We start from the raw sequence: 17,409 nt of genomic DNA, 5'->3' as shown, positions 1-17,409 counted from the left end.
GTGCGCGGACCACCGTCGCCCCCGCCGTCATGTGCGCGAAGCGGTCCGGCAGGGCGCGGGCTTCCTCCGCGGGGTGGACCGGATGACCGGCGCGCCGGGATCACTGGCCCACTGGCTCCTGCGGGTGCTCGGTCGCGGTCGAGTCCGCGACCGCATGCGCATGCGCGTCCGTTGACGGCGACGGTACCGGGGTGGTCGGAGTGCGGCGGCGGTAGCGCTGCTCGGTCGCGGTGCACGCGGCGAGCAGCAGGGCGGCCGCCGCCGCGGCGGCGGTGATCGCGAACGGCGCGGCGGGCGCGAAGTGCGTGGTCGCCCAGCCGCCCAGGAAGGTGCCGGCCGACTGCGCCAGGATCAGCGCACTGACCAGCGCCGCCATCGCCTCGCCCAGCCGGACGACCGGCACCGTCCGCTCGACCAGGCCGAACATCGTGATCATCTGCGGTGCGACCGCCACCCCGAGGAGGCCCACGGCGGCGGTCAGGCTCCACAGGCTCCCGGCGGAGACGAGCAGGACGCAGGAGGCGGCGAACAGCAGGACCGTGCCCGCCCGCAGCCGGGACGCCAACTCCCACCGGGCGGGCAGACCCGCGGCGGCGATCCCGGCCAGGGAGCTGGTGAACCCGATGAAGCCGTACAGCAGCCCGGCGGCGCCCGGCCGGCCCAGCGCCTCCGTGGTGGCGGTCACCCCGATCTGCACCGAGCCGAAGCACGCGCCCAGCAGTGCCATCCCGGCCAGCAGCAGGACGTAGGGCGTGGTGAGCAGCCGCCCGGTGGAGGAGCGGGCCGGGGACTTCGGGATGCCGGGGGAGGCTGTCGGATGCAGTGCGAACAGGGTCGCGCAGACGCCGGACAGCGCGGCCGCCACGAGCAGGCCGACGGCGGGGGAGGAGACGGTGGCGAGGACTCCGACCAGCGCGGGCCCGGCGGTGAAGCCGACCTCGTCGACGATCCCGTCCAGCGACAGCATGGCGGTGGTCAACTCGCCTTCACCGGCGGTCAGTCGGACCCACCGGCTGCGCGACAGTGGCCCGACCAGCGGGACGGACAGGCCGATCACGGCGGCAGGCGCGAGCTGCCAGCCGAGGGCCAAGCCGCGTTGCGAGGCGGCCACCAGCGCGACCAGCGCCGTCGCGTTGACCAGTGCGGCGACCAGCCCGACCGTCCGCTGCCCGCGCTGGTCCGCCAGCCGGCCCACCAACGGCCCGCCGACCGCCTGACCGACCGCCAGCGCACCGGCGACCAGGGAACCGCGCCACACGCTGTCGGCGTTCCGGCTCACCAGCAGCAGGGTGCCGATCGGGCTCATCGCGTTCGGCAGTCGGCCGAGCAGCGACCACAGCAGCACCCGGCCGCCGGTCAGTTGCGCCGCCGTACGGAATTTCACGACCACGGACATCGGGACGCCCCCACGCGGAGCCGGTGCGGGCGCCCGCCTCCCGTCACCCGCCCGACCAGGCGACAGCGACCTGCGGGTGAGCCTCGACGGTAGGGGCGTGCCCCGGGGGCGGGTAATCGGTCGATCGACCAGCGGCGTCGGGGGCGGGGGAGGGGCGGGGTTGGAGGAGTGGACAACGGGCGAGGGCGCGAGGGGTTGCGGCGAACAGATAACAGATGACAGATTTCAACATCTGTTATCTGTCGGCTGTTATCTGTTAGCTGTTCGCCGTCGTCTGTCGGATGTCTGCCGTCATCGGTCCGCCGTGCCGCCGAGCGCGCTCAGGGCGCGAGGTCCTTCCGGATCTGGTCCAGGATCAGGCCGGCTCCGGTGTAGCCGATTCCGAGCATCCACAGGTTGTCGTCGACGCGGAACACCCGGCCGGTGCGGACGGCGTCCAGGTTCTTCCACAGTGCGCCATCGGTGATCTTGCCGTGGTCGGATTTGGCCGCGTCCCCGTAGACGGCGTAGAAGATGACGTCGGCCGCCGCCTGGTCCACCTGCTCGGGGCTGATCTCGACCGAGAATCCGGGCTTGTCCTGGTTGGTGGGCCGACCGAGCCCGAGGTCCTTGAACAGCGAGCCGACAAAGGTGTCGTTGAGGTACAGCCTGGTCGGCGCGCCCGCCAGGAAGCGTGCCATCTCGACCCGGGTGGCGGCGGCCCTGGCCGGGCCGCCGATCGCGGTGACCAGGTCCCGCGCCTTCGTCCGGTACGCCGCGTCGGCCGCCTCGGCCTCGGTCTGCCGGCCCATCGCCTCGGCGTGCAGCCGGACGTTCTCCTTCCAGGTGGGCCCGGTGGTCTTGGACAGCACGGTCGGCGCGATCTTGGCCAACTCGTCGTACCGCTTGTCGTCGCGCACCTGGTTGCTCAGGATGAGGTCCGGCCGCAGCGCCGCGATGGCCTCCAGGTTGGGCTGCCCGATGATGCCGACGGCCTTCGTCGCGGCCAGCCGTTCGGCGGGCAGGTAGCCGGGGAAGGGCGCGCCCTCGGTGACGGTGGTCGCGCCGACCGGCGTGAGTCCGAGGGTGACCACCGAGTCCAGCGCGTCGGTGTCCAGCGCCACCACCCGGGCGGCCCGGGCCGGTACGGTGCTCTCGCCGCGCGCGTGTCGGACGGTCCGGGGGCCGGTGCCGCTGGTCGAACCGGCGGTCGGTGCGGGGGAGTTCGGGCCGCAGGCGGCGAGCGCGAGGCCCGGGGCGAGCCCGGCGGCGAGGCCGAGCGCGGCGCGGCGGCTGAGGGGTCTGGGCATCGGCGGCTCCTCCAACGGGCGGGCGGGGCGCGGGAATCCCTGCCCGCCCGTTGGAGGGGTTACGCCTCGGTGTCGTTCTCCCGTCGCTGGCGCAGCAGTTCGTCGTACTCGGCGGGCACCCGCCGGTCCATCGCGAGGGCGAACTGGGCGTCGACGACCGTACGGGCCAGCGGCCGTACCCGCAGGATGCGTTCGGTGAGCCGGGCCGCTTCGCCGGGCGGCAGCGGGGTGTCGGCGGCGAGTGCGCCGAGCAGGTGCTCGCTGACCACGTCGATGAAGATCTCGGCGATGGCCTCCACGTGTTCCTGGGTGCGCCGGCTGGCGTCCAGCACCACGGACAGCGGTACGCCCTCGGCGACGAGTGCGGTGGTGGCGTCCATCAGGCGGCGGCTGATGTGGGTGATCCCGTCGTCGTTGATCGTGATGTAGCCCTGGGCGATCGACTCGGCGGTGTTCTCCTCGGTGAGCTGGTCGTTGAAGACGGCCTTGAGTTCGTCCCAGTCCAGGCGCACCGGGGTCTCGTCCGACCAGGGGGCGACGATCGCGGCCTCCAGCCCGATCAACTCGGCGACGTCCCGTCCGCTCTCGCCGGCGCCGATCAGTTCGGCGATGCCGCCCAGGGTGTGGCCGCGTTCCAGCAGTTCGCCGATCATCCGCAGCCGGGCCAGGTGTTCTTCGCCGTACCAGGCGATCCGGCCCTCCTTGCGGGGCGGCTGGAGCAGTTTGCGTTCGCGGTAGAAGCGCAGCGTCCGGCTGGTGATGCCGGCCGCCTCGGCCAGTTCCTCCACCCGGTACTCGCGTTTTCCGTCACCGGCAGCAGCTCTGACCTTGTCCACGGCGATCAGCATAGGTCCGGTACCTCCGGGGGCTCCCGGAATCCGGGTGGCCGCGCTTCTTCCATCCGGTGTCAGCGAGGACTACCCTGCCAATCATGCCAGTGATTACTGGCGTGATTGGCAGGGTTCCGGGGCCAACCCCCGGGGGAGCCCTCTCAGCAGTACGCAGGGCAGTACGCAGGGCAGCACCAGGGCAGTACGAGAGCAGCGCGAGCGTGGTAGGAGCTCGGCGTCGGCGCGCCAGGAAGCCCGGCGCGAGCGGGCGCCACCGTACGGCAGCGTGAAGATCACCGCCCCACCCTCAGGAGGAGGCCGCATGGCATCCAGCAGCAAGCGCCCCCGCCCCGGCACGTCCGGTGCCCCGGCGGCGGACGAGGCCGTCCCGCACGTGCGGGTGGCTGTGATCGGATCCGGCTTCGGCGGCCTCGGCGCCGCGGTCCGACTGCGCCGCGCCGGGATCACCGACTTCGTCGTCCTGGAACGCGCGGACTCGGTCGGCGGCACCTGGCGCGACAACAGCTACCCCGGCTGCGCCTGCGACGTGCCCTCGCACCTCTACTCCTTCTCCTTCGCGCCCAACCCCGAGTGGCCGCGCAGCTTCTCCGGCCAGCCGGACATCCGCGCCTACCTGGAGAAGGTCGCCACCGTCTTCGGCCTCCGTCCGCACCTGCGGTTCAACACCGAAGTGCTGGAGGCGCGTTGGGAGGTCGAGCAGACCCGCTGGCGGATCACCACCTCGGCCGGCCAGTGGACCGCGGACGCCGTGGTCTCCGCCGCCGGACCGCTCGCCGACCCGCAGATCCCCGACCTGCCGGGGCTCGGCGCCTTCCCCGGCAAGGTGTTCCACTCCTCCCGCTGGGACCACGACTACGACCTGACCGGCAAGCGGGTCGCGATCGTCGGCACCGGCGCCTCCGCCGCCCAGATCATTCCGTCGATCCAGCCGAAGGTCGACAAGTTGACGGTCTTTCAGCGAACCCCGGCCTGGGTCCTGCCGCGCCGGGACCGCGAGATCACCCAACTGGAGAAGTGGCTGCACGACCGCGTGCCGGTCACTGGAAAGATCCGCCGCGGCACCCTGTTCGCGCTCCGTGAGCTCCAGGTGGACGCCTTCGTGCGCCGCCCCGGCCTGCTACGCGTGGTTCAGCAGCTCGCCGAACGCCACGTCGCCCAGGGTGTTCCCGACCCGGCCCTGCGCGCCAAGCTCACCCCGGACTACCGGATCGGCTGCAAGCGCATCCTGCTCAGCAACACCTACTACCCGGCGCTCGCCGCGGCCAACACCGAGGTCGTCGCCTCCGGCCTGCGCGAACTGCGCGGCTCCACCCTGGTCGCCGCCGACGGCAGCGAGCGCGAGGTGGACGCCATCGTCTTCGGCACCGGCTTCCACGTCACCGACATGCCCGTCGGAGCCCGGGTGTTCGGCGCCAACGGCACCAGCCTGGCGGAGGAGTGGAAGGACGGCATGGAGGCGCTGCGCGGGTCGACCGTGCACGGCTTCCCGAACCTGTTCTTCGTGATCGGCCCCAACACCGGTCTCGGCAACAGCTCGATGATCCTGATGATCGAGTCCCAACTGAACTACCTGATCGACGCGCTGACCACGCTCCGCTCGATCGGCGCCACCGCGATGCAGCCCACCGCCCGGGCCCAGCGGCAGTGGAACCTCGAACTCCAGCACCGGATGGACCGCACCGTCTGGACCACCGGCGGCTGCCGCAGCTGGTACCTGGACCCGAACGGTAAGAACACCGTGCTCTGGCCCGGCTCCACCACCGCGTTCCGCCGCGCCACCCGCAAGATCGACCTCGGCGAGTACGAACTGATCATGCGGGCCGGGCAGGACGCTGCCCGTACCGCCCAGGAGGTGTCCGCATGAGCGCCGCCCGGCTGCCCGCCGAGTACGTCCCGCCCACCCCCGTCGAGGAGTTGAGCGTCCGCTCGGCGGACGGGATCCGGCTGCACGTGGAGGTCCACGGCCAACCCGGGGCGCCGACCATCGTGCTCGCCCACGGATGGACCTGCTCAACCGCCTTCTGGGCCCCGGTGATCCGCCAACTCACCGAGCGCTACCGAGTGGTGGCCTACGACCAGCGCGGCCACGGGCACAGCGAGATCCCGCCGAGCCGGGCCCGCTACTCCACCCGGGCGCTGGCCGATGACCTCTCCGCCGTCCTCGCCCGGACCGTTCCGGTGGGGGAGAAGGCCGTGCTCGCCGGGCACAGCATGGGCGGGATGACCATCATGGCCGGCGGCGGCCGCTCCGAGATCGCCGAGCGCACCGCCGCCGTCGTCCTGGTCTCCACCGGGCCGGGGGAGCTGGTGGCCGAACTCGCCGTGCTGCCCGAGGCGGTGCGCTCCCCGGGACTGCGCCGTTTCCTGAACCGGCAGCTGCTGCGCTCCCGGCTGCCGCTCGGGCCGGTTTCTTCGGTCAGCCGCGTTGCGCTCAAGTACGCGACCATGGGCCCGGGTTCGGCGGCCGGGCAGGTCGAGGCGACGGCCCGGATCGTGCACGCCTGCCCGACCGGCGTCCGCGCCAACTGGGCGGGCGTCCTCGACCGTCTGGACGTCCACGCCGGGCTCGCCCGGCTCGCCGCACCGACCGCCGTCGTGGTCGGCACCGCGGACCGGCTGACCCCGCCCGTGCACGCACACCGGATCGTCGCTGAACTCTCCGACCCGCAAGGGCTGTTGCTGCTGCCCGGGGTCGGGCACATGGCGCCGCTGGAGCGGCCGGTGGAGATCGCCACCGAGATCCACCGCCTGGCCGCTGCTTACCTGCCCGCCGCGCCCGCGTCCGTCTCCGCCCCTGTCTCCTCCTCCGCTGCGCCTGCCCCCGTCTCCGAGAGGACCGTCGCCGCATGAACGCCATCCCGCCGTTGTCCGCCCAGGTCGTCGTCGTCACCGGGGCCGCCCGCGGGGTCGGGGCTTCGCTCGCCCGCACACTCGCCCGGCGCGGGGCCAAGGTAGCCCTCCTCGGGCTGGAACCGGACGAACTCAAGGCCGTCGCGGCGCAGTGCGGCGCGGCCGCGACCAGTTGGGAGGTGGACGTCACCGACCTCGACGCGCTCGGCGACGCCGCCCGTCGGATCAAGGAGCACTACGGCCGGATCGACACCGTGGTCGCCAACGCGGGCATCGCCATCGGCGGGCCGGTGGCGGACAGCGACCACCGGGCGTTCAGCCGGGTCATCGAGGTCAACCTGCTCGGTAGCGTCGCCACGGCCAGGGCCTTCCTGCCCGCGCTCGCCGAGAGTCGGGGTTACCTGCTGCAGATCGCCTCGCTCGCCGCGATCACCCCCGCGCCGCTGATGAGCGCGTACTGCGCCAGCAAGTCCGGGGTGGAGGCCTTCGCCCACTCGCTCCGTGCCGAGGTCGCCTACCAGGGGGTCAAAGTCGGTGTGGGATACCTGAGTTGGACCGACACCGACATGGTGCGCGGCGCCGACGAGGATGCCGTGCTCAAGCAGATGCGGACCAGGCTGCCGTGGCCGGCCAACAAGACCTACCCGCTGGAGCCGGCGGTGGAGCGGATCGTCGCCGGCATCGCCCGGAGGTCCGCCCACGTCTACGCGCAGGCCTGGCTGCGCGGCATGCAGCCGGTCCGCTGGCTGCTGCCGAGCCTGATCGCGGCGGTCGGTTCCCGTGACGTCGCCCGGATCGCGCCCCAGCTCGCTGCCACCGCCGCCTCCAGGCTGCGCGCCGTCGGTGCCGGCGGAGCTGCGGACACGGCGGTGCGGGGCGGCCGGAGCGGCACCGACAGCTGACGACTGACGGATTTCAGCAGACAGATAACAGATAACAGATTTCAACATCTGTTATCTGTTGCCTGTCGTTCGTCCGTCCATCTGCCCTCCTGCCCATCCGCCCATCCGCCCGTCCGCCCGTCCGCCCGTCCGCCCGTCCGCCCCTCCGCCCCCGTCAGTCCGCCCACTCCTCCGCCGTCCCCCGAGCGATCCGCGCCAGTGTCTCCAGCGCTCGCCCCAGGACCGGCAGTGGCGGCGAGGCCAGGGCGACCCGGACGGCGGACGGAGAGCGCCGGGGGTCGGCGGCGAACGCCGCCGCGGGGGTGACGGCGATGCTCGCCCGAGCCGCCGCCGCGACGAAGGTCTCCGCCCGCCAGGCCGCCGGCAACTCCCACCACAGGTAGTACGAGCAGGGGTCGGCCCGGACCCGCTGCCCCGCCAGCACCTCGCGCGCCAGCAGCTGGCGCGCGACGGCGTCGGCGCGCTTGGCCGCCGCGACCTCGGCGACGGTGCCGTCCCCGATCCAGCGCACGGCCGCCTCCAGGGCGAACCCGCTGGGTGTCCAGCCGCCCGAGCGCAGCGCGCCCGCCATCCGCTCGCGCAGTGCGGCGGGGACGACCGCGAACCCGGTGGTCAGCCCGGGCGCGAGCCGCTTCGAGAGGCTGTCGACGAGGACGGTGCGCTCCGGTGCGAGGGCCGCGAGGGCGGTCAGCTCCGGGCGGAGGAAGGACCAGATCGCGTCCTCGACGGCCGGCAGGTCGAGGCGGTGCAGTTCCTCGGCGAGGGCGGCCGTCCGCTCGTAGGGCAGGCTCCCGCCGAGCGGGTTCTGCAGCCTCGGCTGGACGTAGACGGCGCGCAGCGGTGCGGCCCGGTGGGCGGCGGCCACGGCGTCGGGCAGCAGTCCGTGCTCGTCGACGGCCAGCGGTACGAGCGTGATGCCCAACCGTTGGGCGACGGCCTTGACCACCGGATAGGTCAGCGCCTCCACCCCCAGTCGGTGGCCGGGCGGCACCAGCGCCGACAGTGCCGCGGCGATGGCCTGCCGCCCGTTGCCCGCGAACAGCAGCTCCTCCCCGGTGACCTCCCAGCCTCCGTCGGACCGGTCTCCGTCCGGCCGGGGTTCGTCCGACAGCAGCGCCGCGAACGCCTGCCGGGCCGCGCCCGTCCCGGCCGCGCCCACCGGTGCGAGTGCGGCGCCCAGCGCGTCCGCCCGCAGCAGTGGCGCCAGTCCGGCGGCCAGCAGTCCGGCCTGCTCGGGGACGGTGGGGTAGTTGAGTTCCAGGTCCACCGGCGCGTCGGCCGGTTCGGCGAGTGCGACCTGCCCGCCGGCCGCCCCGCCGCCAGCCCCGCCGCCCGCCCCGCGTCCGGCCCGGACGAAGGTGCCGCGCCCGACCTCCCCGGTGGTCAGTCCGCGCCGGGCCAGTTCCCGGTAGACGCGCCCCGCCGTGGAGTTGGCGATGCCCCGGTCGCGGGCGAAGGCGCGCTGGGTGGGCAGTTGCTGGCCCGGTCGGAGTCGCCCGCCCGTGATGGCGGCGGCGATCTCATCGGCGATCAGGTGGTAGTCGTCCATCGGCGGCGCCCCTCCAGGCAAGTCGACGGCATGAGCAAGCATTGCACCGAGTGCAAAGTCATCATTGCATTGAGATTGGCGCCGGGCCTAGCCTCCTCGCATGGAAGCACTGACCCCCGTCCTGTCCGTCGCAGCCAGCGCACCTGTCGCGTCCACCGCATCCGTCGCGTCCATCGCATTCACCGGATCCGCCGCATTCACCGGATCGGCCCTGTCGGCCGTGGGTGGGCACGCCGTGCTCGGGATCGCCGCCGTGGCACTCGGGATGGTGCTGACGCCCGGGCCGAACATGATCTACCTGGTCTCCCGGTCGATCGCCCAGGGCCGCCGTGCCGGGCTGCTGTCGCTGGTCGGGGTCGCGGCCGGCTTCCTGGTCTACCTGGCAGCGGTGACGGCGGGCGTGGCCGCCGTGTTCTCGGTGGTGCCCGCGCTCTACACCGCGGTCAAGCTGGCCGGCGCCGGCTACCTGCTGTGGCTGGCCTGGAAGGCCGTCCGCCCGGGCGGTACGGCGGTGTTCGCCCCGCAGCAGCTGCCGCCGGACCCGCCGCGCCGGCTGTTCGCGATGGGCTTCCTGACCTGCCTGCTCAATCCCAAGATCGCCATCATGTACATCTCGCTGCTGCCCCAGTTCGTGGCGCCCGAGCGCGGTCACGTCGCGGTGCAGAGCCTGGTGCTGGGGCTGACCCAGATCGTGGTGGCGGTCACGGTCAACGGGCTGATCGCGGTGAGCGCGGGCGGCATCGCGTCCTTCCTCAACCGCCGTCCCGCCTGGCTTCGGATCCAGCGTTACGCGATGGGGACGGTCCTCGGCGGCCTCGCCGTCCACATCGCCGCCGACCGCGCCAAGGCCGTGGCGGCCTAACCCGTCGCCACCCGGGTCGCAGCGCCGTACCCACCCATCCCCGGGTCGCAGTGCCGTACCCGCCCATCCCCGGGTCGCAGTGCCGTACCCGCCCATCCCCGGGTCGCAGTGCCGTACCCGCCCACCCCCAGGTCGCAGCGCCTGCGCCGGGCAGCGCCTAAGCCCCCCGGCTCGCCGCCCGCAGCACCTCGTACCCCGCCTGCACGAACCGCCCGTCCAGCGACGGCCCGGTGTTGGCCAGGGCCGCCACCGCGGCCGCCCTCTGCGGTGAGAACCCGACGAACGCGGTGAACCCCCGTGTCGCCCCGGCGTGGAAGTACAGGTCACGCCCTTCCGAGCGGCGGTGGTTCCACACCAGGCACAGCTCGTCCGCCGAGTGCGGCAGCCGCAACCGCGGCCGCTGGACCTCGCGCAGCGCGGCCGCCAACTCGCCGTGGCCACTGTCGAGATGGGCCCGCAGGTAGCGCAGCAGGTCGGCTCCGCTCGCCCGGAGCGCGCCCGCCCCCGGCAGCCCGGGGATGCGCCAGGGGGTCAGCTCCTGTCCGCGCCGGTACCCGACCGCCCGCCCTGGCGGGTCCGGTGTACAGGTGGTGGCGCCCAGGCCCAGCGGCCGGAGGACCCGTTCGGCGAGCAGTTCCCCGTACGGCAGCCCGCCCGTCTCGGCGAGTGCCCGCCCGAGCAGAGCGACGCCGTAGTTGGAGTACCGGTACCGGCTGCCGGGCTTGCTTCGTACGGTGGTTCGGGCCACCCCGTCCCTCAACTGCTCGTCCCCGAACGCGGTGTACGGGTTGCTGAACCAGGTCGGGACGGCGCGCGCGGCCAGCCCGGGCGGCAGCCGGGGCAGGCCCGAGGTGTGGGTGGCCAGGTGCAGGAGCCGGATCGGCTCGGGGGAGCGGACGGTCACCGGGCGCCAGCGACCCGGCAGGCGGCGCTCCACCGGGTCGTCCAGGGAGACGTCTCCGCGCGCGGTCATCTCCGCCAGCAGCAGCGCGGTGAAGGTCTTGCTGACCGAGCCGAGTTCGAAGACGGTGTCCGGCGAGCACGCGGCCGTCCGTCCGCGCCCGAGCCGCCCGTGGCAGCGCACCTCCTCCTCGTCCCCGCGCGTGACGGCCGCGGTGACGGCGGTGGCGTACGGCCCGGCCGCGCGCACCACCTCCGCGACCGCCGTACCCAGCCCGTTCACGCGGCGGCCGTGGCGGCCGCGGCGGCTCCGAGTGCCCGGGCGAGCGTGATGTCACCGGCCACCACCGCGACGACGGCGGTGTGCTGGTGGTCCCGGAACGCCTGCTCCCGGTCCTCGTCGACCGGGTCGGTGTCGCGCGGCAGCAGGCCGTCCTCGCGCTGGACGGCGGCCAGCGCGTCCCAGCCCTGCCGCCCGGTGGCCGGTTCGCCGATGCACGCGTCGACCACGAGGAGTTCGGCAGCGAGGTCCCACTGGCCGATCTCCAGCCAGATGTCGAGCCAGACCGGCAGCCAGTCGCGCACGTGGTCGCGCATCGGCTCCGGCAGGCCGTCCGGGTGGGCGCCCCAGTCCGTGAGGTGGAAGACGGTGTGGGTGATGTCGTAGCCGGTCATCCAGTTGACGGCCCACGGCTCGGGCGTGGCGCCCAGCCAGGTGCCGGCGGCGAGTGCGGCCCAGTCCGGCTGGTGGGCGAGCCCGACGACCCGCCGGGCGTTGGCGACCCCCAGGCGCCGGTTGGGGTGGATCTCCTCGGCGTGCGCGGCCCGCAACCGGCTGAGCGAGTCGAGCAGGTCCTCCAACGCCGGGTGGCGGTAGCCGGCCCGGGCGAAGTGGGCGTAGGTCTCCAGCGGGTCGGTCATGGTGAAGTGGCGCAGCTGCCGTTCGTACAGCAGGTCTCCTTCGCGCAGTTGCCCCCAGGCATGGTCGAGCAGTTCGCGTGCGGTGCGGGCCTCGGCGGGCCCGGTGACGCCGTCGCGCAGGATCAGCGAGGCGGCGAGCGCGATCTCGCCGAGCGGCTTGTAGACGTCGTCGGGGTCGGCGAGGTCGACCACGGTGGTGTCCGGGATCCGGCCGAGGCCGTCGCCGTGGGAGGCGTGCAGCCAGGCCAGCGCGCGGGCGGCGAGCCGCTGCGCGGTGGCGAGGACGTGGGTGTCGGTCATCGGCCCGGGCTCCGTTCGTCGGTCGGCGGACGGGAGGAGCGGTCGAGCAGCCGACGGGCGACGGCCAGTTCAAGTCCCGTGCGGGCACTGCCGTTACCGGCCAGCCGGATGCGCTCCAGAACGGGCTCGACCTCCAGCTGCAGCGGTCGGCCCTCGGCACCGGCCCAGGCGAGCCAGCGGGCGAGCCGGGCGGCGGTGGGGAGGTCGCGGCGCAGCATGGAACGGACGGCGCCACGGGCGAGGTCCAGGGTGTGCGCGCGGGCGGCGTCGTGCACCGGGCCGTCAAGTTCGGGCAGCGCGAGGACGGACAACTGCGCCATCCGCACCGACCAGGTCTGCCAGCCGACGGTCTCAGGGCCGGGAGGCGGCGCGGGCGGTGGGGCGCCGGTTCCGTACGGCGTGCGGGCGAGCACCTGCTCGGCCGCCCAGTCCTGCCACTCGATCACCAGCGCGGCGTCGGCCGGGGCCGCTGCCGAGCCCGGTGTCGGAAAGACCCGCCGTGCTTCGGTCAGCAGTACGGCGGTGGGCTCGTCGGGCGGGGCCCCGGCGAGTAGTTGTGGGGTGAAGAGGTCCGCGCCGAGCACCCGCAGCGCGGCCAGCGTCGGGCGCGGTACGGCGGTGTCCGGGCCCGTGAGCGCGGCCGCGCCCCCGCCGCCCCGGAGGGCGTCGAGGGTCCGGCGCGCCACCTGGTCGGCGGCCGCGGCGTACTCGTCGCGCAGCGGCGTCCCGGCGAATGGCATCGGTGGTGTTCCTCCGTGTCGAGGAGCCCTCGGCGGACGGGCTCACGAGCGCCGGTCACGAGCGCGGGTCACGAGCGCCGGTCACGAGCGAGGGTCGCGAGGACGGCTCACGAGTGCCGGTCACGAGCGCGGGTCGCGAGGACGGCTCACGAGCGCGGGTCACGAGCGCGGGTCACACGTGTGGGCTCACGAGTGCGGCTCACGAGCCCTCGTCAGGCCCGCCGAGGAGCCCCGGAAGGGGTGGGCCGGTCCACGTCGGTGGACCGGCCCCGTGATCGGGCCGCCCGGCTCCGGGAGACCTGGACGCCCGGCTGCTACCGGGTCGACTTCTCCCTGGGCGGCTTCGGCGACAGCAACAGCGCCAGAAGCAGGAGCCCTGCGGCTTCCGGCGAGTACGTGGGCGCGTCGGACACGACGGCCTCGTCCTCCACCATCAGGCTCGCGAGTGTTTCCGTCTCGGCGCGCGTCGCGGTCGGCGTGGCCACGGTCGTGTGGGTCTGGTGGTGAGTAAGCATCAGGAGTGCCTCCTCAGTTGAGCCTCACCGCCCGGTCGGGCGATGCCCCCGTCCGACCGTACGGGCACGGTCCGGTGCCTGCATCCGCAGACGGCTGCGCGGGGATACTCCGTTCGGAGTGGGCGCGGGTGCGGTGAGTCGGTACCGTCGGGGGCATGACCACAGCCTTGATCACCGGCGCGACCGCCGGCATCGGAGCCGCGTTCGCCCGCCGGCTCGCCCGCAGCGGCTACCAGCTCGTCCTGGTGGCCCGGGACACCGAGCGTCTGGAGGGCGCCGCCGCAGACCTGGGCGGGAGGTTCGGCACCGAGGTGGAGGTGCTGACCGCCGACCTCGCCACCGACGAGGGCATCGCGGCCGTCGAGGCCCGGCTCGCCGACTCCGCCCGCCCGGTGGACCTGCTCGTCAACAACGCCGGTTTCGGCAACAAGGGCGCGTTCGGGACCGTCCCGCTCCAGGACGAGCTGGACATGTTGAAGGTGCACATCGAGGCGATCCTGCGGCTGACCACGGCGGCCCTGCCGGGGATGCGTGAGCGCGGCCGCGGCGCGGTCGTGAACGTCGCCTCGGTGGCGGCGTTCCTGCCGCGCGGCACGTACGGGGCGAGCAAGGCGTGGGTGGTGAGCTTCACCCAGGGCGTGCTGCGCGACCTCGGCGGCACCGGGGTGCGGATGATGGCGCTCTGCCCGGGCTTCACCCGCACCGAGTTCCACCAGCGGGCCGGCATGGGCACCGGCAACATCCCGGCCTGGTCCTGGCTCTCGGCCGAGCGGGTGGTGGAGGAGGCGATGCGCGACCTGGCCCGGGGCCGCTCGTTGTCCGTGCCGGGCAAGCGCTACAAGGCCGTGGTGGCTCTCGCCCGTCTGCTGCCCTCCGGCCGGCTGGGCGGCCTGTCCTCGAAGGCGGCGCGCAGCTACCGGACGAACTGACGCCGCCGGGTCGGGCGGTCGGCTCAGCAGCCCAGCAGCCCAGCGGCCTGGCGGTCGCGGCGCCGGGACCGCCGGGACCGCCGAGACAGCCGGGACCGCCGGGACCGCCGAGACAGCCGGGACCGCCGTGCAGCCGGCACGGCAGGGAGCGGCGAGCAGGAATAGATCCAGCCTCACTATTAGCTAGTCTAACTATGAGCTATTCTCGCTATGTCGGCGGCCGCCCGACCGCCCCACCCACGGAGGTTTGCCCTTGAGACCCACCACCATCGACTGGACCCCGCCCGAACGCGCCCAGGGCGAGCCCCACCCGCCGGCCCAGTGGCGGCGCATCCTCGCCCTCTTCCGCCCCTACACGGGCCGCCTCACCGTCGTCGGGCTGCTGGTCGCCGCCTCCGCCGTGGTGTCGGTGGTCTCGCCGTTCCTGCTGAAGGCCGTCCTGGACACCGCGATCCCGCAGGGCCGCACCGGGCTGCTCAGTCTGCTCGCGCTCGGGATGATCCTTGCGGCCGTGGTGAACAGCATCTTCAACGTCCTGCAGACGCTGATCTCCACCACCGTCGGCCAGCGCGTCATGCACGACCTGCGCACGGCCGTCTACAGCCACCTGCAACGGCAGTCGCTGGCCTTCTTCACCCGCACCCGCACCGGCGAGGTGCAGTCCCGGATCGCCAACGACATCGGCGGCATGCAGTCCACGGTGACGTCCACCGCGACCAGCCTGGTCTCCAACTTCACCGCGGTGATCGCCTCCGTGGTCGCGATGGTCGCGCTCGACTGGCGGCTCACCGTCGTCTCGCTGCTGCTGCTCCCGCTGTTCGTCTGGATCAGCCGGCGGGTCGGCAACGAGCGCAAGAAGATCACCACCGAGCGGCAGAAGCAGCTGGCCGCGATGAGTTCGGCGGTCCAGGAGTCGCTGTCGGTCAGCGGCATCCTGCTCGGCCGCACGATGGGCCGCTCCGACTCGCTCGCCCGTGAGTTCACCGGGCAGTCCGACCAGCTGGCCGACCTCGAAGTGCGGGCCAGCATGGCCGGACGCTGGCGGATGAACACCATCCAGATCGTCATGGCCGCGATGCCCGCGGTCATCTACTGGGCGGCGGGGCTGTCCGCGGCGGGCGGCGCGCCGATCGTCTCGGTCGGCACCCTGGTCGCCTTCGTCACCCTCCAGCAGGGCCTGTTCCGTCCGACCGTCAGCCTGCTCTCCACCGGCGTGGACGTCCAGACCTCGCTCGCGCTCTTCCAGCGCATCTTCGAGTACCTCGACCTGCCGGTGGAGATCGCCGAACCGCCGAAGCCGCGGAACCTGACCGCCATCCGCGGCGAGGTCCGCTTCGAGGACGTCGACTTCCGCTACGACCCGGCGCAGGAGCGGCCGACGCTCTCCGGCGTCGAACTCAAGGTCCCGGCCGGGAGTTCGCTGGCCGTGGTCGGCGAGACGGGCTCCGGCAAGACCACGCTCAGCTACCTCGTCCCGCGCCTGTACGACGTCACCGGCGGCCGGGTCACCATCGACGGCGTGGACGTGCGCGAGCTGTCCTTCGACACGCTGGCCCGCGCGGTCGGCGTGGTCTCCCAGGAGACCTACCTCTTCCACGCCTCGGTCGCCGAGAACCTGCGTTTCGCCAAGCCGGAGGCCACCGACGCCGAACTGGTCGAGGCCGCCCGGGCCGCGCAGGTCCACGAGACCATCGCCGCCCTGCCGGACGGCTACGACACCTTGGTCGGCGAGCGCGGCTACCGCTTCTCCGGCGGCGAGAAGCAGCGCCTCGCGCTCGCCCGGACGATCCTGCGCAACCCGCCGGTGCTGATCCTCGACGAGGCCACCAGCGCGCTCGACAACCGCACCGAACAGGCCGTCCAGCAGGCCGTGGACACCCTGGCCGCCGGCCGTACCACCATCACCATCGCGCACCGGCTCTCCACCGTCCGGGCCGCCGACCAGATCGCCGTCCTCGACCACGGCGAGGTGGTCGAACTCGGCACTCACGAGGAGCTGGTGGAGCTGGACGGCCGCTACGCGGCACTGCTGCGCCGGGAGGCGCCGGAGCCGGCCGCCGTCGTACCGGAGGCGGCTGCGCTCGGACACGTGTGAACGCGGCCGCCTCCGGTACGACGCGGTGCGGTGCGGTACGACGTGGTGCGGTGCGACGCGGTGCGACGCAGCGCGGTGCGGTGCGGTGCGGTGCGGTGCAGGGTGGCGCGGTGCAGCGCGCGGCCGCGGCCTACGCGGCCTTCGGCGCCTCGTTGTAGCTCTCCGCGACCTCCTGGCCGGAGAGCCGCTGGATCGCCGCCATCACCTCGTCGGTCACCTGCCGACGGGCCTTCAGCGAGCGGGCCTGTCCGTGCAGCTCGTCGAAGTGCAGCGGCTCGCCGAACCGGACGGTCACCTTCTTGATCCGCGGCGCCCGCTTGCCCACCGGCAGGATCTGCTCCGGCCCCTCCAGTGCCACCGGCACCACCGGCACGCCCGCGGTCAGCGCCAGCCAGGCGACGCCCGTCTTGCCCCGGTAGAGCCGGCCGTCCAGTGACCGGGTGCCCTCGGGGTAGATGCCGAAGGCCTTGCCGTCCTCCAGGATCTCCAGCGCCGACTCCAGCGAGGCCTGAGCGGAACGGTAGGTGCCGCGCTCGACCGGCACCGCGCCGATCGCCTCGAAGAAGTCCTTGGACAGCCGGCCCTTGAGCCCCGTCCCGGTGAAGTACTCGGCCTTGGCGAGGAAGTGGACCCGGCGCGGGGCGGTGAGCGGGATCACCACGCTGTCGATGAAGGACAGGTGGTTGCTGGCCAGGATGACCCCGCCCTTGCGCGGCACGTTCTCGACACCCTCGATGGCCGGCCGCCAGATGCCGCGTGAGACGGGTTTCAGCACCAGCCTGGTGACGAGATCGAGCATGGTCCCTCCCTGGACGAACGATCGCCCGGGAGGAGCCCGGGCCTGCAATCAGATCCGCAGACTACGACACCCACCCCTGCGGCCGTCCACTCCCGGCGACCGTGGCGCGCACCACGGCCGGGTAGGGTACGCCCGTCCGAACCGAGCACGACCCCGTAGTACCAGGAGGGCACGATGGAGACCACCGAGGCGATCAAGGCCATGTTCGACCGTTTCGACAAGAACGGCGACGGCAAGATCACTCCGGCCGAATACGCGCTGGTCGCGAACGAGATGGGCGACCACGACGTGACGCTGTCGATGGCCGAGGCCCTGATCCACGCGATGGACACCCACCACCAGGGCTACCTGACCTTCGACGAGTTCCTGGCTGCCCGCCAGCGCTGAGCGAGCCGACGGGTCCGGTCGCCGTACCGGCGGCGCCGGGCCCCGCCCCGCCCCGTACGGCTCCTCGGGACTCCCGGGAACGCCTCGGGACACCCCCGGACGCGCCTGAGGACCCCCAAGAGCG

Annotated in this window: 16 protein-coding genes; 7 read left to right on the top strand and 9 right to left on the bottom strand. The window is 73.2% G+C overall.

Annotation, left to right across the window (positions count from 1 at the left end):
* Positions 1–100 precede the first annotated feature (100 nt).
* The 3 genes from ACIPLC_RS14765 to ACIPLC_RS14755 form a co-directional block, all read right to left on the bottom strand.
* Positions 101–1,396, bottom strand: a complete 1,296-nt coding sequence (locus tag ACIPLC_RS14765; protein WP_400473343.1) for an MFS transporter — start codon at positions 1,394–1,396, stop codon at positions 101–103.
* A 320-nt stretch (positions 1,397–1,716) separates the two neighbouring features.
* Entirely contained in the window at positions 1,717–2,685 is a 969-nt protein-coding gene (locus tag ACIPLC_RS14760) for an ABC transporter substrate-binding protein (RefSeq protein ID WP_400473342.1), read from the bottom strand.
* 59 nt (positions 2,686–2,744) lie between these two features.
* Entirely contained in the window at positions 2,745–3,533 is a 789-nt protein-coding gene (locus ACIPLC_RS14755; RefSeq protein WP_400473341.1) for a MerR family transcriptional regulator, read from the bottom strand.
* A gap of 304 nt (positions 3,534–3,837) precedes the next feature.
* Between ACIPLC_RS14755 and ACIPLC_RS14750 the strand changes: the two genes are divergently transcribed.
* From ACIPLC_RS14750 to ACIPLC_RS14740, 3 genes are read left to right on the top strand one after another with little or no spacing between them, the layout of a single operon-like run.
* Positions 3,838–5,400 (top strand): flavin-containing monooxygenase, encoded by a 1,563-nt coding sequence (locus ACIPLC_RS14750; protein WP_400473340.1) that lies wholly within the window; start codon positions 3,838–3,840, stop codon positions 5,398–5,400.
* Positions 5,397–6,386: an alpha/beta fold hydrolase gene (locus ACIPLC_RS14745; protein WP_400473339.1), complete on the top strand. Its 990-nt coding sequence runs from the start codon at positions 5,397–5,399 to the stop codon at positions 6,384–6,386. The genes ACIPLC_RS14750 and ACIPLC_RS14745 overlap by 4 nt, the downstream gene beginning before the upstream one ends.
* Complete coding sequence (locus tag ACIPLC_RS14740) at positions 6,383–7,288, top strand: SDR family oxidoreductase (RefSeq protein ID WP_400473338.1); 906 nt, start codon at positions 6,383–6,385, stop codon at positions 7,286–7,288. Before ACIPLC_RS14745 ends, ACIPLC_RS14740 begins: the two co-directional genes overlap by 4 nt.
* Positions 7,289–7,442: 154 nt before the next feature.
* Here the strand turns inward: ACIPLC_RS14740 and ACIPLC_RS14735 are convergent, their stop codons facing one another.
* Positions 7,443–8,837, bottom strand: a complete 1,395-nt coding sequence (locus ACIPLC_RS14735) for a PLP-dependent aminotransferase family protein (protein ID WP_400473337.1) — start codon at positions 8,835–8,837, stop codon at positions 7,443–7,445.
* Positions 8,838–9,102: 265 nt separating this feature from the next.
* Between ACIPLC_RS14735 and ACIPLC_RS14730 the strand changes: the two genes are divergently transcribed.
* The gene (locus tag ACIPLC_RS14730) at positions 9,103–9,699 is read left to right on the top strand and encodes a LysE family translocator (protein WP_400473388.1); all 597 of its coding nucleotides are present in this window, start codon (positions 9,103–9,105) and stop codon (positions 9,697–9,699) included.
* A gap of 157 nt (positions 9,700–9,856) precedes the next feature.
* Here the strand turns inward: ACIPLC_RS14730 and ACIPLC_RS14725 are convergent, their stop codons facing one another.
* The 4 genes from ACIPLC_RS14725 to ACIPLC_RS14710 all read right to left on the bottom strand — a co-directional run bounded on the left by ACIPLC_RS14725 (position 9,857) and on the right by ACIPLC_RS14710 (position 13,075).
* Positions 9,857–10,882: a serine hydrolase domain-containing protein gene (locus ACIPLC_RS14725; RefSeq protein WP_400473336.1), complete on the bottom strand. Its 1,026-nt coding sequence runs from the start codon at positions 10,880–10,882 to the stop codon at positions 9,857–9,859.
* Positions 10,879–11,820: a DUF6895 family protein gene (locus tag ACIPLC_RS14720; RefSeq protein WP_400473335.1), complete on the bottom strand. Its 942-nt coding sequence runs from the start codon at positions 11,818–11,820 to the stop codon at positions 10,879–10,881. Before ACIPLC_RS14720 ends, ACIPLC_RS14725 begins: the two co-directional genes overlap by 4 nt.
* Entirely contained in the window at positions 11,817–12,560 is a 744-nt protein-coding gene (locus ACIPLC_RS14715; protein WP_400473334.1) for a hypothetical protein, read from the bottom strand. The genes ACIPLC_RS14720 and ACIPLC_RS14715 overlap by 4 nt, the downstream gene beginning before the upstream one ends.
* 314 nt (positions 12,561–12,874) lie before the next feature.
* Entirely contained in the window at positions 12,875–13,075 is a 201-nt protein-coding gene (locus ACIPLC_RS14710) for a hypothetical protein (protein WP_400473333.1), read from the bottom strand.
* Positions 13,076–13,230: 155 nt separating this feature from the next.
* Between ACIPLC_RS14710 and ACIPLC_RS14705 the strand changes: the two genes are divergently transcribed.
* The gene (locus tag ACIPLC_RS14705) at positions 13,231–14,004 is read left to right on the top strand and encodes an SDR family NAD(P)-dependent oxidoreductase (RefSeq protein ID WP_400473332.1); all 774 of its coding nucleotides are present in this window, start codon (positions 13,231–13,233) and stop codon (positions 14,002–14,004) included.
* A gap of 253 nt (positions 14,005–14,257) precedes the next feature.
* The gene (locus ACIPLC_RS14700) at positions 14,258–16,099 is read left to right on the top strand and encodes an ABC transporter ATP-binding protein (protein ID WP_400473331.1); all 1,842 of its coding nucleotides are present in this window, start codon (positions 14,258–14,260) and stop codon (positions 16,097–16,099) included.
* Between the two features lie 130 nt (positions 16,100–16,229).
* Here ACIPLC_RS14700 and ACIPLC_RS14695 read toward each other — a convergent pair whose 3' ends face one another.
* Positions 16,230–16,898, bottom strand: coding sequence for a lysophospholipid acyltransferase family protein (locus ACIPLC_RS14695; protein WP_400473330.1), 669 nt, complete (start codon positions 16,896–16,898; stop codon positions 16,230–16,232).
* Positions 16,899–17,072: 174 nt separating this feature from the next.
* Between ACIPLC_RS14695 and ACIPLC_RS14690 the strand changes: the two genes are divergently transcribed.
* On the top strand, positions 17,073–17,285 hold the full coding sequence (locus tag ACIPLC_RS14690; RefSeq protein ID WP_371520600.1) for an EF-hand domain-containing protein: 213 nt from the start codon (positions 17,073–17,075) through the stop codon (positions 17,283–17,285).
* Positions 17,286–17,409 lie beyond the last annotated feature (124 nt).

This window comes from Kitasatospora sp. NPDC086801, assembly GCF_044745805.1.
Classification (GTDB): domain Bacteria; phylum Actinomycetota; class Actinomycetes; order Streptomycetales; family Streptomycetaceae; genus Kitasatospora.
The sequence above is the reverse complement of the archived record's forward strand: the minus strand, read 5'-3'. Positions and strand labels throughout refer to the sequence as shown.

Bases quoted from the DNA above. Each gene is read 5' to 3' on its own strand.
- ACIPLC_RS14745 (WP_400473339.1), top strand. From the start codon at position 5,397: ATGAGCGCCGCCCGGCTGCCCGCCGAGTACGTCCCGCCCACCCCCGTC.
- ACIPLC_RS14755 (WP_400473341.1), bottom strand. From the start codon at position 3,533: ATGCTGATCGCCGTGGACAAGGTCAGAGCTGCTGCCGGTGACGGAAAA.
- ACIPLC_RS14760 (WP_400473342.1), bottom strand. From the start codon at position 2,685: ATGCCCAGACCCCTCAGCCGCCGCGCCGCGCTCGGCCTCGCCGCCGGG.
- ACIPLC_RS14705 (WP_400473332.1), top strand. From the start codon at position 13,231: ATGACCACAGCCTTGATCACCGGCGCGACCGCCGGCATCGGAGCCGCG.
- ACIPLC_RS14710 (WP_400473333.1), bottom strand. From the start codon at position 13,075: ATGCTTACTCACCACCAGACCCACACGACCGTGGCCACGCCGACCGCG.
- ACIPLC_RS14720 (WP_400473335.1), bottom strand. From the start codon at position 11,820: ATGACCGACACCCACGTCCTCGCCACCGCGCAGCGGCTCGCCGCCCGC.
- ACIPLC_RS14695 (WP_400473330.1), bottom strand. From the start codon at position 16,898: ATGCTCGATCTCGTCACCAGGCTGGTGCTGAAACCCGTCTCACGCGGC.
- ACIPLC_RS14765 (WP_400473343.1), bottom strand. From the start codon at position 1,396: ATGTCCGTGGTCGTGAAATTCCGTACGGCGGCGCAACTGACCGGCGGC.
- ACIPLC_RS14735 (WP_400473337.1), bottom strand. From the start codon at position 8,837: ATGGACGACTACCACCTGATCGCCGATGAGATCGCCGCCGCCATCACG.
- ACIPLC_RS14690 (WP_371520600.1), top strand. From the start codon at position 17,073: ATGGAGACCACCGAGGCGATCAAGGCCATGTTCGACCGTTTCGACAAG.
- ACIPLC_RS14730 (WP_400473388.1), top strand. From the start codon at position 9,103: ATGGTGCTGACGCCCGGGCCGAACATGATCTACCTGGTCTCCCGGTCG.
- ACIPLC_RS14740 (WP_400473338.1), top strand. From the start codon at position 6,383: ATGAACGCCATCCCGCCGTTGTCCGCCCAGGTCGTCGTCGTCACCGGG.
- ACIPLC_RS14750 (WP_400473340.1), top strand. From the start codon at position 3,838: ATGGCATCCAGCAGCAAGCGCCCCCGCCCCGGCACGTCCGGTGCCCCG.
- ACIPLC_RS14715 (WP_400473334.1), bottom strand. From the start codon at position 12,560: ATGCCATTCGCCGGGACGCCGCTGCGCGACGAGTACGCCGCGGCCGCC.